This window comes from Ureibacillus sp. FSL K6-0165, from assembly GCF_038004285.1.
In the GTDB taxonomy this organism is placed as follows: Bacteria; Bacillota; Bacilli; order Bacillales_A; family Planococcaceae; genus Ureibacillus; species Ureibacillus thermosphaericus.
Window position 1 is genome coordinate 1,679,530 of the sequence record NZ_JBBOQS010000001.1, and the last position, 14,826, is coordinate 1,694,355.

General features: G+C 36.0%; 13 protein-coding genes. 10 read left to right on the plus strand and 3 right to left on the minus strand.

The window, feature by feature from the left end; genetic code table 11:
• Nucleotides 1–136 precede the first annotated feature (136 nt).
• Nucleotides 137–583 (minus strand): universal stress protein, encoded by a 447-nt coding sequence (locus NST00_RS08405; protein WP_016837110.1) that lies wholly within the window; start codon nucleotides 581–583, stop codon nucleotides 137–139.
• Nucleotides 584–871: 288 nt separating this feature from the next.
• Here NST00_RS08405 and ald point away from each other — a divergent pair, with 288 nt between their 5' ends.
• From ald to NST00_RS08435, 6 genes are all read left to right on the plus strand, one after another.
• Entirely contained in the window at nucleotides 872–1,993 is a 1,122-nt protein-coding gene (ald, locus tag NST00_RS08410) for an alanine dehydrogenase (RefSeq protein WP_340709852.1), read from the plus strand.
• 182 nt (nucleotides 1,994–2,175) lie between these two features.
• Nucleotides 2,176–3,360, plus strand: coding sequence for an ABC transporter substrate-binding protein (locus NST00_RS08415; RefSeq protein WP_340709853.1), 1,185 nt, complete (start codon nucleotides 2,176–2,178; stop codon nucleotides 3,358–3,360).
• A gap of 42 nt (nucleotides 3,361–3,402) precedes the next feature.
• A complete protein-coding gene (locus tag NST00_RS08420) occupies nucleotides 3,403–4,284 on the plus strand; it encodes a branched-chain amino acid ABC transporter permease (RefSeq protein WP_016837113.1) in 882 nt (293 codons plus the stop codon).
• Between the two features lie 5 nt (nucleotides 4,285–4,289).
• A complete protein-coding gene (locus NST00_RS08425; protein WP_168411917.1) occupies nucleotides 4,290–5,240 on the plus strand; it encodes a branched-chain amino acid ABC transporter permease in 951 nt (316 codons plus the stop codon).
• Entirely contained in the window at nucleotides 5,240–6,013 is a 774-nt protein-coding gene (locus NST00_RS08430) for an ABC transporter ATP-binding protein (protein ID WP_016837115.1), read from the plus strand. The genes NST00_RS08425 and NST00_RS08430 overlap by 1 nt, the downstream gene beginning before the upstream one ends.
• Complete coding sequence (locus NST00_RS08435; protein ID WP_016837116.1) at nucleotides 6,006–6,722, plus strand: ABC transporter ATP-binding protein; 717 nt, start codon at nucleotides 6,006–6,008, stop codon at nucleotides 6,720–6,722. Before NST00_RS08430 ends, NST00_RS08435 begins: the two co-directional genes overlap by 8 nt.
• A gap of 48 nt (nucleotides 6,723–6,770) precedes the next feature.
• Here the strand turns inward: NST00_RS08435 and NST00_RS08440 are convergent, their stop codons facing one another.
• The gene (locus NST00_RS08440) at nucleotides 6,771–7,862 is read right to left on the minus strand and encodes a M24 family metallopeptidase (RefSeq protein WP_339288250.1); all 1,092 of its coding nucleotides are present in this window, start codon (nucleotides 7,860–7,862) and stop codon (nucleotides 6,771–6,773) included.
• A 137-nt stretch (nucleotides 7,863–7,999) separates the two neighbouring features.
• Here NST00_RS08440 and NST00_RS08445 point away from each other — a divergent pair, with 137 nt between their 5' ends.
• Together NST00_RS08445 and NST00_RS08450 are read left to right on the plus strand one after the other, a co-directional pair.
• Nucleotides 8,000–8,680, plus strand: a complete 681-nt coding sequence (locus NST00_RS08445; RefSeq protein ID WP_016837118.1) for a metal-dependent hydrolase — start codon at nucleotides 8,000–8,002, stop codon at nucleotides 8,678–8,680.
• A 179-nt stretch (nucleotides 8,681–8,859) separates the two neighbouring features.
• Entirely contained in the window at nucleotides 8,860–10,167 is a 1,308-nt protein-coding gene (locus NST00_RS08450; protein ID WP_016837119.1) for a DRTGG domain-containing protein, read from the plus strand.
• A gap of 51 nt (nucleotides 10,168–10,218) precedes the next feature.
• On the opposite strand, the gene NST00_RS08455 is transcribed toward NST00_RS08450, so the two are convergent.
• Nucleotides 10,219–10,527 (minus strand): YtpI family protein, encoded by a 309-nt coding sequence (locus NST00_RS08455; RefSeq protein ID WP_016837120.1) that lies wholly within the window; start codon nucleotides 10,525–10,527, stop codon nucleotides 10,219–10,221.
• Nucleotides 10,528–10,626: 99 nt separating this feature from the next.
• Between NST00_RS08455 and NST00_RS08460 the strand changes: the two genes are divergently transcribed.
• Both NST00_RS08460 and dnaE read left to right on the plus strand, forming a co-directional pair.
• Nucleotides 10,627–11,571, plus strand: coding sequence for a DHH family phosphoesterase (locus tag NST00_RS08460; protein WP_016837121.1), 945 nt, complete (start codon nucleotides 10,627–10,629; stop codon nucleotides 11,569–11,571).
• 18 nt (nucleotides 11,572–11,589) lie between these two features.
• Nucleotides 11,590–14,664 (plus strand): DNA polymerase III subunit alpha, encoded by a 3,075-nt coding sequence (dnaE, locus tag NST00_RS08465; RefSeq protein WP_168411915.1) that lies wholly within the window; start codon nucleotides 11,590–11,592, stop codon nucleotides 14,662–14,664.
• The last annotated feature ends 162 nt before the right edge of the window (nucleotides 14,665–14,826 follow it).

Below are 14,826 nucleotides of genomic sequence, written 5' to 3' on the forward strand. Positions count from 1 at the left end.
TGAGAACAGATATAGTTGTATCATAATTCGACAAAAACTTCTATTGCAAAAAGATAACAAAAACTTTAATATTTTATGTTAAACAAAAAAACCCTTTATGATTTCGAAATCATAAAGGGTTAAAATCTATACTAGATTAATTTTCAGGAGTGCGAACTACAAGAACATCACATTTTGCAGAGCGAACAATTGCTTCTGATACTGAACCGATTAAGAAACGTTCAACGGCATTTAGACCAGTAGCACCGCAGACAATTAAATCAGCATCCACTAATTTGGATAATTCTTTTGTAATGATTGTTTTTGGAGATCCGTATTCAATGATTACGTTCACATTTTTTACGCCAGCTTCTTCAGCTTTCTTTTTATATCCTTCAAGTAATTCTTCAGAGAACGCCTGTGCTTTTTCAGCGATTGAGCGATCATATGCTTCAATTGCTGCAAAAGAGCGAGTATCAATTACATTCACTAAGTTTAATTTTGCATCTTCGTTTTGTTTAGCGATTTCAGTTGCTTTTTTAAAAGCATATTCTGCTTCTTTAGAACCATCCACAGCCACCACAATACTCTTATACTTTGTCATATTGTTTACCTCCTTTAACTATGTTTTTATTATATCAAATTTTCAGACAATGAGAATGCTATTTTAGTTAAAAATGAAAAACATTCACAAAATATTCTAATTATTGTAAAAAAATTTTCTACAATACTGTAATTTTTTATATTTACAATTGTGAATAATGTGAAAAAATATGGAACTATTTGGAAGAAAAAATTTTTCAAAAAATAATTTAATTTTTTTTTAACAATTGATAGAATAGTGGTGATTGATTTTTTATTACGAATATTCAAGCAAAGGATGGGAGTTTTCGTGAAAATTGGAATACCTAAAGAAATAAAAAATAATGAAAATCGTGTAGCAATGACACCTGCAGGGGTTGTAACTTTAACGAATGCTGGTCATGAAGTATATATTCAAAAAGGTGCTGGACTAGGCTCTTCATTCACTGATGAAGACTATATTGCTGCGGGTGCAAAAATTGTTGACACTGCTGAAGAAGCTTGGTCACAGGAATTAATTTTAAAAGTAAAAGAACCAATTGAAAGCGAATACAAATATTTTTATGAAGGACAAATCCTCTTCACTTACTTGCATTTAGCACCTGAATACGAATTAACACAAGCGTTATTAGATAAAAAAGTAATTGGAATTGCATATGAAACAGTGCAATTACCAAATCGAGCATTACCATTATTAACACCAATGAGTGAAGTTGCTGGAAAAATGAGTGTCCAAATTGGGGCGCATCATTTAGAAAAATTAAATGGTGGTAATGGAATTTTATTAGGCGGTGTACCTGGTGTACCTCGTGGAAAAGTTACAATTATCGGTGGGGGAGTAGCTGGAACAAATGCTGCTCGCGTTGCTATTGGCATGGGTGCAGATGTAACAATTATTGAACTGAATCCGGATCGTTTACGTCAATTAGAAGATATCTTTGGATCTTCTGTTAAAACATTAATTTCTAATCCGTATAATATCGCAGAGTCTGTGAAACAATCAGATCTTGTAATCAGTTCGGTTCTAATTCCTGGTGCAAGAGCTCCTAAATTAGTAACGGAAGAAATGGTAAAACAAATGAAGCCTGGTTCTGTTATCGTTGATATTGCGATCGACCAGGGTGGAAGTACGGAAATTACAGCGAACAACCCTACTTCTCACGATAAGCCAACATTTGAAAAATACGGTGTTTTACATTATGCAGTTCCGAACATTCCAGGAGCAGTTCCAAGAACATCAACAATTGCATTGACAAATGTAACGGTTCCTTATGCGTTACAAATTGCTAATAAAGGATATAAACAAGCTTGTTTAGAAAATGAAGCACTGAAAAAAGGTCTAAACACGTTAAATGGATATGTTGTGTATAAAGCGGTTGCAGATGAGCAACAACGCGAATATGTATCTGCTGATACACTGTTACAAGACTAATTATAACTATTTCAAATACTTGGGAATACTTATGTATTTCCAAGTATTTTTTTATTTTATTAGAAATTTTTATGAATAGAATTTGTAATATTTTTAAAATTCAATTAATAGAATAATAAATAGAGATTTACATTACTCCAATAGTGTAAATTAATAGAATTGAATTTTTAGGGGGATTCAAAATGCAAAAGTACCAGAAACTATTTCTAATTATTTTAGCAACATTCATGTTAATTCTATTAACAGCTTGTGGTAGTTCATCAACATCAACTAACAGCGGAGGACAAAGTGAGACAAGTATTGAAGACGAAACATCTGGAGAGGTAATTCAAGCAAAAATCGGGGTAATTTCATACCTATCTGGTGCAGGGGCTGCCTATGGAGAGGCGATTACACAAGGGTTGAAATTAGCTCAAAAGGAAATTAATGAAAAAGGTGAAGTGAATATTGAATTAGTAATTGAAGATTCTGCTGGTGAAGCGGAACAAGCGGTAAATGCCGGTCAAAAATTAATGGCCGATGATTCTATTCTTGCAATTATTGGACCAACGCTTAGTACGGAATTTTTCGCGGTTGCACCTGAAGCGGATTTAAACGGTATTACAATTATGGGTACATCTACAACAGCGGACGGAATTCCTGAAATTGGAGATTATGTATTCCGAAATTCAATTCCGGAAGCGTTAGCAATTCCTGCTGCAATGGAAAAAGCAGTAAAAAGAACAGGAGCAAAAAAGGTTGCCATTATTTATGGGAATGATGATGCTTTTACAAAAGCGGGATTTGAAGTAATGAAAAGAACTGCGGAAGAAATGGGCTTAGAAATTACAACAATTGAAACATATCAAAAAGGTCAAAGCGACTATAAAGCACAGCTAACGAAAATCAAAAATACGAATCCAGATTTAGTTTTAGCTTCTGCTTTATATAACGAAGGTGCCGTTATTATCGATCAAGCGCGGAAGATGGGCATTACTGTTCCGTTCGTTGGAGGAAATGGATTTAACTCCCCTCAAGTTTTAGAAATTGCAGGCGATGCTGCGAACGGTTTAATTGTAGGAACACCGTATTTCGGGGATTCTACAGATCCAAAAATTGTTGAATTTAATAAAAAATACGAAGAGGAATATGGGAAAAAGCCTGACCAATTTGCTGCGCAAGCATATGATGCTCTTTATATTTATGCAGATGCATTAAAGAGAGCGGGTACAGGTGAAGATCGAGATGCATTCCGAGATGCATTAGCTGAGACGAAAGATTTTGAAGGGATATTAGGTCTATTCTCATTCAATGAAGTTGGTGATGTCGTGATGGATGTTACAGTTGTAGAAATAAAAGATGGGAAATTTGTAGAATTCGAGGAATAACCTCGAATTCTACTTTTCCTTATATGAAAAGGGTGATGGTTATTGCTAATTGAACAGTTGATCAATGGAATTACATTAGGAAGTATTTATGCGATTGTCGCCCTTGGGTTTACTCTAGTTTTTGGCGTATTAGGCATCATCAACATGGCCCATGGCGAAATTTTTATGGTAGGAGCTTTTATTGGTGTATTGACGACGAGTGTATTAGGTTGGCCGTTGTGGCTTGCTTTTCTTGCGTCGATAGTCGTTACTTCCTTATTAGGTTATCTGTTAGAAATCTTCAGTTTACGCCCTCTTAGAGGGAAAAAGGGAGTATCCCATTTGGCTCCACTAATTAGTACGATTGGTGTATCAATCTTTCTTGAAAATTTATCTCATCATATGTTCGGAGCTGGAAATAAGCCATTTCGAACTGCTTTTGCAGAAATTCGTTTTGAAATTGGTTCAATAACAATTTATTTAGTACAAATTACGATTTTTGTTATTTCCGTCATATTAATGGTCGGATTATCTGTTTGGCTTTCAAAAACAAAAGCTGGTAAAGCCCTGAGAGCTACGGCAGAAAATTTAGAAACAGCAAGTATTCTTGGAGTGGATACGAAAAAAATCATCACATTAACGGTGATTATCGCTTCCGGCATGGGAGGCATAGCAGGTATTTTAGTAGGTATGGCCTTTAACTCGGTAAGTCCACAAATGGGTTTATCTATGGGGTTAAAGGGTCTTGCCATCATTATTTTAGGTGGTATGGGCAATGTGAAAGGAGCAATGGTTGGGGGGCTAATCCTCGGTTTATCTGAAACGTTGCTTGTTGCTTATGGCGATTCGGGATATCGAGACGCTATCGCATTTATCATGATAATTCTTATTTTATTAATTCGACCACAAGGTATATTTGGATCCAAGACGGCAGAGGGCAGGTGATAAGAATGTTAGGAGAACTATTAAATCCATATTATTTACAAGTTTTATGTTTCATATTAATTAACATAATGTTAGCCCTTAGTATATATGTTCCGTTATCAAGTGGGCAGTTATCTTTAGGAAGTGCAGGATTTATGGGAATTGGTGCATACACATCCGCCCTTCTAACGATTCATTATGAACTTCCACTTTATGTAACAATCTTAGTGGGTGCCCTCTTAGCAGGTGTAATTGGTATTATCGTTGGAATCCCATCATTAAGATTAACGGGTGTATATTTGGCAATTGCAACATTAGGATTTGGAGAGGTTATTCGTGTTCTCTTTGTCAATTGGGAAAGCTTGACGAAAGGCTCAGTTGGTTTAACTGGTATTCCTCAGTTGGGGAGGGAATTGCTAAAGTTTGCAAAAAGTATCGGAATAGAACCTAGTGCTCTAGGTTTGAAAAATAATCAATTTGTTTATTTATCCCTTGTCATCGTTTTATTAATAATCGTTTTATTCATTTTATGGTTTGTCATTCGTCAACAAAATTCAAGAATTGGACGAGCTTATTCTTCCATACAAATGGACGAAAAAGCGGCGGAGTCAATGGGAATCAATATCACGTACTATAAAGTATTAGCATTTGCACAAGGAGCTTTTATCGCAGGACTTGCTGGTGCACTATTTGCACATACAATTGGTTATATTTCTCCATCTGATTTTTCATATCATCGCGCAGTAGAAATTTTGATATTTACAGTCTTTGGCGGCAGCGAAGTAATAATTGGTTCCGTTTTTGGAGCAACCATTTTAACATTATTGCCTGAAGTATTACGTTTTGTAAGTGACTATCGGTATATATTTTATGGAATTATGCTCGTGATTTTAATGGCTGTTCGCCCTCAAGGAATATTAGATCTTTATTTGTTTTATCGATTAAAAGGAAAACGTATTAAAAGGGGGACTAGCTAATGGTCCTTGAAGTGAAAAACATTACAAAACGTTTTGGCGGGATTACCGCATTAAAAAATATCTCTTTTACAATTCAACAAGGGGAAATTTATGGATTAATTGGTCCAAATGGTGCTGGTAAAACGACGATGTTTAATTGCATTACAAATATTGTTGAACCGACAGAAGGTGAAATTTTTTTTAATGGAGAAAAAATTACAAAACTAAAGCCATATAAAATAACCGAAAAAGGCATTTGTAGAACTTATCAAAATATTCGACTGTTTCCGCAAATGACAGCATTACAAAATGTAATGGTCGGTGGGCATTCAAGAATTTCAGCGGGAGTCTTCAGAAGCGTAATTCGAACGAAATCTCAAAAGCAAGAAGAGAAATTATTAAAAGAAAAAAGTGAAGAATTATTAGAATTAGTTGGACTTGGTCAATTGAAAGACCAATTTGCAGAGAATTTAGCATATGGTCAACAAAGAAGATTGGAGATTGCTAGAGCATTAGCAAGCAATCCGACTTTATTGCTGCTCGATGAACCGGCAGCAGGTATGAACGAAACGGAAACGGATAATTTATTTGATTTAATTAAAAAAATACAATCTATGGGAATTACAGTACTCATTATTGAGCATGATATGTCGCTTGTCATGAGGTTGTGTGATCGAATTACCGTTCTGAATTTTGGTGAGAAATTGGCAGAAGGGACACCGGATGAAATTCAAAATAATGAAGCGGTGATTGAAGCCTACCTCGGTAAAGAGGAGGAAGAGACAATTGCTTAAGTTAACAAATATTGAAACGTATTATGGACAAATTCAAGCATTAAAAGGAATACATTTAGAAGTGGAAGAAGGAAAAATTGTAACACTTCTTGGAGCTAATGGCGCTGGTAAATCAACGACGATGCGAACAATTGCCGGCCTTATAAAACCAAAAAGGGGAACGGTAGAATTTTTAGGACAAAATGTAACGGGAATGCGTCCACACCAACTTTTGAGGAAAGGTATCTCCCTCGTTCCAGAAGGTCGTGCAATTCTATCCACCATGACCGTTTTAGAAAATCTTGAAATGGGCGCTTATCATCGTAAAGATCATGATGTGAAAAAAGATATACAAAATGTAATGAAACGATTCCCGATTTTGGAGGAGCGCCAATCACAGCTGGCTGGTACGTTATCTGGCGGCCAACAACAAATGCTTGCAATTGCACGTGCATTGCTTGCAAAACCGAAGCTATTATTATTAGACGAGCCTTCTATGGGGTTAGCTCCTCTAATTGTTGCGGAAATATTTAATATAATTAAAGAAATCAAAGAAGATGGAACGACGGTGCTGCTTGTGGAACAAAACGCAAAACAAGCATTGAAAATCGCTGATTATGGATATGTAATGGAGACAGGAAAAATAATTATTGAAGGACCTGCGGATGATTTACTCAAGGATGAGCGAATTGTCGAAGCATATTTAGGAAAGAAAAAAACGACCGTCTAAAATAAAAGAGCTTCCCAATGTCTAATAGACGTTGAGAAGCTCTTTCAATTATTGGATAATGATTAATTCTTTTGGATATTTCGTTAGGACTTCAACACCATTTTCCGTTACGACAACATCATCTTCTATACGAACTCCAGCCACATCGGATTTGTAAATGCCAGGTTCAATTGTAAATACCATGCCTGGTTTTAATTTCATTTCATTTGTTCCAGTAATTGATGGGAATTCGTGTACTGAAATGCCAAGACCATGGCCTAATCGGTGAGTATAATATTCACCATATCCTGCATCAGAAATTATATCCCGGGAAATTTTATCTAAATCCATGCAGCGAATTCCAGGTTTCACTGATTTGATGGATTCTTCGTTTGATTTTTTTACTGTTTCATAAATCTTTCTTTGTTCTTCGTTAATTCCCCCGAATGCAACGGTGCGAGTGATATCGGAACAGTATCCTTCGTAAATTACCCCTAAATCAAACAACACAAAGTCGCCTTTTTGAATGGTGCGATTTCCTGGAGTACCGTGTGGAGATGCAGCTTTTGGACCAGATAATACAGTCGTTTCGAAGGACATGGAATAACCTTTTTCCTTAATAGCACTTTCAATAATGTGAACAATTTCTAGTTCAGTAATACCTTCCTTGATGGCCTTTACACCGACATCAATTGCATAATCGGCTAATTCAGCGGCTTTTCTTAATTTATCCAGTTCTTCTTTATCTTTAATTACCCGAAGCTCGTTTATTTGATTATCAATTGGAACAAAACGAGCATTAGGGTAGAAGGCTTGTAGAGCTTCAAATCGTTCAACTGTTAAATGCCCTTTTTCAATAGCAATTGTTGAAATATGTTTCGTACGAGAATGTATTTCGTTAGCTAATATATTCCATGGTTGATCGGTATCACTATGACCAACAATATCAAATGACCAACCCGAAGATTTCACATCAGAGATTTCCATTTTCGGACATATGATGAATGGGTCTGCATTTTGAAAAATCGAAATACCTAGTAATCTTTCGTGGGGATTACTTTTAAACCCTGAAAAATAAAATACATTATCTGGATTTGTAACGAAGGCTATATCAATTTCCTGCTCCTTTAAGTAAGATTGGATATTTATCATTTTGCTCATTAGACGTTCCTCCAAGTTTGGTTTATATATTACATAAAAGGAAATATAACAGTATTAGTATAGCAAAAAGAAGGAAAAAAGAAGGTTTTGTAGAAATATAAATGATGAAATTTTATTTATTTAAAGGGGGAAACATAATGGAAATTTCTTACCATGGTCATTCCGTCGTAAAAATTAAAACAAATGGCACAACGATTTTAATTGACCCGTTTATTACAGGAAACCCTTTAACTGATTTAAAAGTTGAGGAAGAAAAGCCAGATGTGATTTTATTGACACACGGTCATAATGACCATGTTGGAGATACGATAGCGCTGGCGAAAGCGAACAATTCGCAAGTAGTGGCGCTAAATGAGTTGGCAGTATATTTACAAAAACAAGGTGTCAATGCCCATCCAATGGGAGTTGGAGGAGCTTATGAATTTCCATTTGGTAAAGTAAAATATACGCTTGCTTTCCACGGTTCTACTTATGAAACTGAAACAGAAGTTGTTAATGCAGGAAACCCTGGTGGAATCTTGTTCTACGCGGAAGGTTTAACAATTTATCATGCAGGCGATACAGCGTTATTTGGTGATATGAAATTAATTGGTGACCGAAATGAAATTGATGTTGCCTTTTTACCGATTGGTGATAACTTTACAATGGGCCCTGAAGATGCGGCATATGCAGTGGAATTATTAAGACCTAAAACGGTTGTACCAATTCATTACAATACGTTCCCACTCATCAAACAAGATCCAAATGACTTTGCGAAGTTGGTGAAAAATAGTAAAGTTCAAATTTTAGAAGCAGGGCAAAAAGTAGAATTGCCTTAAACTTATAAAACATAAAATCAAAAAGTTTTTTAAATGAATAGCAATAGAGAAAGTGAGTTATGGAGATTTTGTCGATTATTGTAAAATATCCATGACTACTTTCTCGATTTTTTTCTATACATAATTGAAAATATGTTACACTATGGGAGGAGAAAGTACGATGAAAATAGGTGATATCGATGTCCACAAAACATGAAAAAATATTGCAATATATCGAGTCACTTCCTATTGGCGAAAAAATATCAGTCCGACAAATTGCAAAAGAAATGCAAGTAAGCGAAGGTACGGCATATCGAGCAATTAAAGAGGCAGAAAATCGAAGTTTGGTGAGTTCCATTGAACGCGTAGGAACGATTCGAATTGAAAAGAAAAAGAAGGAAAATATTGAACGTCTAACTTTCGCGGAAATCGTCAATATCGTAGATGGACAAGTGCTCGGTGGAAAAGCTGGGTTGCATAAAACGTTGAATAAATTTGTCATCGGTGCAATGCAATTAGAAGATATGATGCGCTATACCGACCCTGGAAGTCTTTTAATTGTTGGTAACCGTTTTAAAGCTCATCACAACGCTTTAAAAACTGGTGCAGCAGTATTAATTACAGGTGGATTTGATACGACAGAAGAAAATAAAAGACTCGCGGATGAACTGGAGTTGCCAATCATCTCATCTAGTTATGATACATTTACAGTAGCAACGATGATTAACCGTGCCATTTATGACCAACTCATTAAAAAAGATATTTTGCTAATAGAAGATATTTATGTACGTTTGGAAGATACAGCAAAATTAAATGTCGGACAATCGGTTGCTGATTTTCATGCATTAAATGCCCACACAACGCACGGAGCATTCCCGGTTGTTTCAAAAAATAATAAATTAGTGGGGATTGTCACTGCTAAAGACGTGATTGGGAAAGATGAAAATGAATTAATTGATAAGGTAATGACAAAACAACCGATTTCCGTGTCAATGAAAACAAGTGTTGCTTCAGCAGGCCACCGAATGGTTTGGGAAGGGATTGATTTACTTCCTGTCGTGGATGATGATGGATATTTACAAGGTGTAATCAGCCGTCAAGATGTATTAAAGGCATTGCAAACGTCCCAACATCAACCGCAACATGGTGAAACGATTGATGACATCGTAAAAAGTGAAATGAAAGTACTTGGTGAGGAAGAAGTAATAGTTGAATTTACAGTAACGCCTCAAATGACAAACCAGTATGGTGCGATATCTTATGGTGCCTTTACAACATTGTTGACGGAAGTTGGATTAATTGCACTAAAAAGACGAAAACGTGGAGATGCGGTAGTAGAAAACATTGCAACCTATTATATTAAACCAATTCAAATGGATAATGTGTTAAAAGTTGTTCCACATATATTAGATATGAGTAGAAAATTCGTAAAAATGGATTTTGATGTTTATCACGAAGAAGCGCTTGTTGGAAAAGCGATGGCTACTTTCCAGCTGTTAGATCGTTAGTAAATGAAAAAGGTTGTCCAAAAGAAATTGGACAACTTTTTCATAAATCGATTATTGCTTATTTAATTCATATTCTTGTTGAACAAATTTTCCTTCATGTTTTGCACGTTTATAACTGTGATAAGATTCCATTAGTCCGACAACAACGAAAACAACACCAACTATATTACCTAATAATGTATCTTGAATAATAAAGGTATTTAAACCAAAAAATATAACGAAAAGACCTAAAGCAACACCGGCTTTCGCTTTATACCATTTTTTTTGTATCGGCAATGAAGTACGAAATTGTTTCGTTTTATAGTAAAAATAGGCGGCAAATGAAACGATGATGAAAGTTACAAATAACGCATTTAACATTTTCAGAACCTCCTAAACAAACTAAAATTATTGTAACGATTTTTTTATAAAAATGCTAATATATTAAAAAATTTTTCAATAACTTTGGAGGGTACCAATTTGAAGCGACGAATTATTGATACTATTGAACAATATGATACAGTTATTATTCATCGACATATCCGTCCGGATCCTGATGCATACGGTTCACAATTCGGTTTAAAAACATTAATTAAAGATAATTATCCCAATAAAAAAGTGTATGCAGTTGGTACGCATGATGAATTATTATCCTACTTGGCTCATCCTGATGAAGTTTCCGATGAAGAATATAAAGGGGCTCTTGTCATCGTAACGGATACTGCAAATACTGAGAGAATTGATGATGATCGATATTCTAATGGAAATTTTCTCGTAAAAATCGATCACCATCCCAACGATGATGCATACGGAGATTTAGTATGGGTTGATACGGAATCCAGTTCCTGTAGCGAATTAATCTACGAATTGTATGAAGAAGGTCGAGAATACAAAGGATGGAAAATGTCTGAAGAATGTGCGAAATTTCTTTTTGCAGGCATTGTGGGAGATACAGGGAGATTTTTATATCCTAGCACAACTACTAAAACCTTTGAAGTTGCAGGGCAATTAGTTAATTATCAGTTCAATCGCAACGAAATCTTTAATGGCATGTATGAAATGGATCCAAACCTATTAAAATTGCAAGGATATGTATATCAAAACTTTACTATGGACGAAAATGGCGCTGCATATATTAAACTACCAAAAGAACTACTTGAAGAATACAAAGTCACTACTTCCGAAACTTCTTCTTTAGTAGGGTCACTAAGTAATATTAAAGGTGTTCGGGCATGGGCGTTCTTTGTTGAAGAACCTCATGAGATTCGAGTGCGACTGCGTTCAAAAGGTCCAATTGTCAATGAACTCGCCAAAAAATACCATGGAGGTGGACATCCTCTAGCTTCTGGCGCAACTGCTTATTCATGGGAAGAAGTAGACCAAGTAATTGCAGATTTAAAACAACTTTGTAAAGAATATCAATAAATACAGGAGGGATGCAGATTGTCCATTTATCCACAAGTACGAACAAGTGCAGATTTATTAAAGAGTACGATTCGTATGGAAGAACTCATCCCTTTTTTAATTGAACAAAAGGCAGAAGCTTGTGCAATCGTCAATACAAAATTGTACGGGCTTTTGCCTTTTTACCATGGATTAAAAAATGCAGGTATTCATCCGGTTATAGGTCTTACTGCTCGAGTGCAGTTTGATCACATCGTTCTTCCCCTTCTAATATACGCACAAAACAACGATGGATATAAAAACCTACTGAAGATATCTAGCAGCATTGCCATTAGAGATGATGAGTTATTGCCAATTCAGTGGCTAAAAGGATACTCTAACGGTATTGCCGTCGTAATTCCAATTATAAGTGATGATGCCAAATGGGTAGAGCATCCCTCTTCCATCGAACTGTTGCAAAAGTTATTCAAAGGGCGAATATGGTTAGGTATTTCAAGGCTTGAAGGAGAAAAGTCTCCTTTTGAAAATGAAGTCATTCACCTGAGTGAAAAATTGCAAATTCCTATCATGGCGATTCATGAATGTCTATATTTAAATCGAGAAGATGCCTTTAGTTATAGAGTTGCAAGAAGTATTGAAATGGGCGTTAAATTAAGCGAACAAGTACAAATCAATGAAAATTACAAACGACATTATACTCCTACTAAACATGATTGGCTCCACTGGTTTAATGACCGTGAAGAGTGGCTGCAAGAGAGCAGAAATATGCTTTTGAGTTGCCAAGTAGACATCGCTCAAAAAGGCCATATACTGCCAAAATTTCCTTTACAACAAGGACAAAGTGCGGAACAAGTATTGAGAATGTTAGCGTTGAAGGGATTAAAAGAGCGGTTAAAAACGAATGCACCAAATGAAATCTATATCCATCGATTAAATCATGAGTTAGAAATTATTTGTTCCATGGGTTTTGCTGATTATTTCTTAATTGTTGCAGATTTTATGAATTTTGCTCGCGGGCAGCAAATTTTAACTGGACCAGGGAGAGGCTCCTCAGCTGGTTCACTTGTGGCTTATTGCTTATACATTACCCAAGTCGACCCGATTCGTTACGGATTATTATTTGAGCGATTTTTAAATCCTGAGCGAGTAACGATGCCTGATATCGATATTGACTTTGTCGATACGAGAAGACAGGAAGTAATTCAGTATGTGGCAAAAAAATATGGGGAGAAGCATGTAGCGCAAATTATCACCTTTGGCAGTCTATCGGCAAAGGCTGTCGCTAGGGATGTAGCGAGAATGTTCAACTTTGAATCTGACACCCTTGAAATGATTTCTCGTCTCATTCCAAATAAATTAGGGATTACATTAAAAGAAGCATACCATACAAGTGAACCTTTAAGAAGATGGATTGAAGAGGAGTCTATTCGAAAACGTTGGTTTGAAACGGCGTTAAAATTAGAGGGATTACCTAGAAATGCTTCCACTCACGCAGCCGGTGTCGTGTTAAGTCCAGTTCCTTTAGTTGAGGTCGTTCCGATTGAAAAGGGACATGATGGGATTTTTATTACACAATGGCCTATGCAAGAAGTGGAGCAAGTAGGTCTATTAAAAATGGACTTTTTAGGTTTACGAAACTTAACAATGATTGAGCAAATTCAAAAAATGATTTACTATGCTCGAAATGAGAAAATTGATTTAAATGAAATCCCATTGGATGATCATAAAACCTTTGAATTGTTGCAAAAAGGAGATACAGCAGGCATATTCCAGCTGGAGTCGGAGGGAATGAAGAGTGCTTTGAGGGAAATTGTACCTACACAATTTTCCGATATTGTTGCAGTAAATGCTCTGTATAGACCTGGACCAATGCAGTTTATTCCGATTTATGCAGCCAGGAAAAAAGGGGTACAGTCCGTTGAGATGCCACACCCTGATTTAGAGCCAATTTTAAAAGAAACGTATGGCATCATAGTATATCAAGAACAGATTATGCAAATTGCCAACATTCTAGCAGGATTCTCACTAGGACAGGCTGATTTATTGAGAAGAGCGGTAAGCAAGAAAAAACGTGAGGTATTGGAAGAGCAAAGGATAGCCTTTGTCAACGGCGCAATCCATAAAGGATATAGCAAAGAGGTGGCAGAATCGGTATATCAACAAATTGTGCGATTTGCAGATTACGGTTTTGCGAAAAGCCACGCGGTTGCATATAGCATGATTTCTTATCAGATGGCCTATTTGAAAGCAAATTATCCAGCGGAATTTTATGCTGTCATGATGACCTTTGCCACAGGAAATCAAGAAAAATTATTCTCGTTAATAATGGAAGCGAGAAGCAAAGGTATATCGATACTACGGCCTTCCCTTCATCAAAGCAATCGGGTATTTTCAGTTGAAAATGGAAATATTCGCTACAGCTTATCAGCAATCAAGGGCGTTTCTCAAACGTTTTTACAAAAATTAATTTCTGCTCGAAAAGAACAAGGTAATTTTCATGATATATTCGATTTGGCTGTTTCCTTAAGCGGTAACTATTTCGCCCGTAAATGGATAGAGCCATTGATTAAAGCAGGTGCGTTAGACGATTTTGGAAAGGATCGAGCGACGCTTCTTGCAACGATTGAAGCAGCAGAAAAACATGCAAAAATAGTTCGGCCGACAGAGGAAGAAGATTTATTTACTTCACAAACCTCGCTATTTGGAAAACCGAAATATATGGAAGCAGCGCCGATTCCAAATAAAATGAAACTGGAATTCGAGAAGGAAGTCATAGGATTTTATTTATCGGAACATCCGGTTACAAACATCCGCCACAAACTACATGTGAATACAAATAGTTTTCTGTTGAATGGTCTTCCGCAAAACGCCTTAGTAAAACTTGTAGGAATAGTAGAGTCCATTCGTCAAATACGCACAAAAAAAGGTGAACTGATGGCGTTTGTTCAAATTCAAGATGAATATGGATCGGTTTCAGCAACTCTGTTTCCGAAACAATATAATGAATGCCTAGGATGGATAAAAGAAGAGGTGCTAATCTATTTAGAAGGTAATGTAGAATATCGCTACAACCAGCCTCAAATAAAAGTGAAAATGATAAGAAATGTTCAATAGCGAGATATTTTTGTTTGAATTTACAAAAACTGTGCGATTTTGCACAGTTTTTTCTTTACAAAGTAGAAAACATTTTGTAAACTGTACAAAAGTGGTCTGACCACTTTATGTGAGGATTTAAATGATAATGTTGGGGATTACTGTATTTTAGTAAACGATCGG

What these genes read in the sequence shown, in the direction of transcription:
- NST00_RS08405 (WP_016837110.1), bottom strand. Translation starts at nt 583, where the DNA reads ATGACAAAGTATAAGAGTATTGTGGTGGCTGTGGATGGTTCTAAAGAA.
- NST00_RS08415 (WP_340709853.1), top strand. Translation starts at nt 2,176, where the DNA reads ATGCAAAAGTACCAGAAACTATTTCTAATTATTTTAGCAACATTCATG.
- NST00_RS08425 (WP_168411917.1), top strand. Translation starts at nt 4,290, where the DNA reads ATGTTAGGAGAACTATTAAATCCATATTATTTACAAGTTTTATGTTTC.
- NST00_RS08430 (WP_016837115.1), top strand. Translation starts at nt 5,240, where the DNA reads ATGGTCCTTGAAGTGAAAAACATTACAAAACGTTTTGGCGGGATTACC.
- NST00_RS08440 (WP_339288250.1), bottom strand. Translation starts at nt 7,862, where the DNA reads ATGAGCAAAATGATAAATATCCAATCTTACTTAAAGGAGCAGGAAATT.
- NST00_RS08445 (WP_016837118.1), top strand. Translation starts at nt 8,000, where the DNA reads ATGGAAATTTCTTACCATGGTCATTCCGTCGTAAAAATTAAAACAAAT.
- NST00_RS08450 (WP_016837119.1), top strand. Translation starts at nt 8,860, where the DNA reads ATGTCCACAAAACATGAAAAAATATTGCAATATATCGAGTCACTTCCT.
- NST00_RS08455 (WP_016837120.1), bottom strand. Translation starts at nt 10,527, where the DNA reads ATGTTAAATGCGTTATTTGTAACTTTCATCATCGTTTCATTTGCCGCC.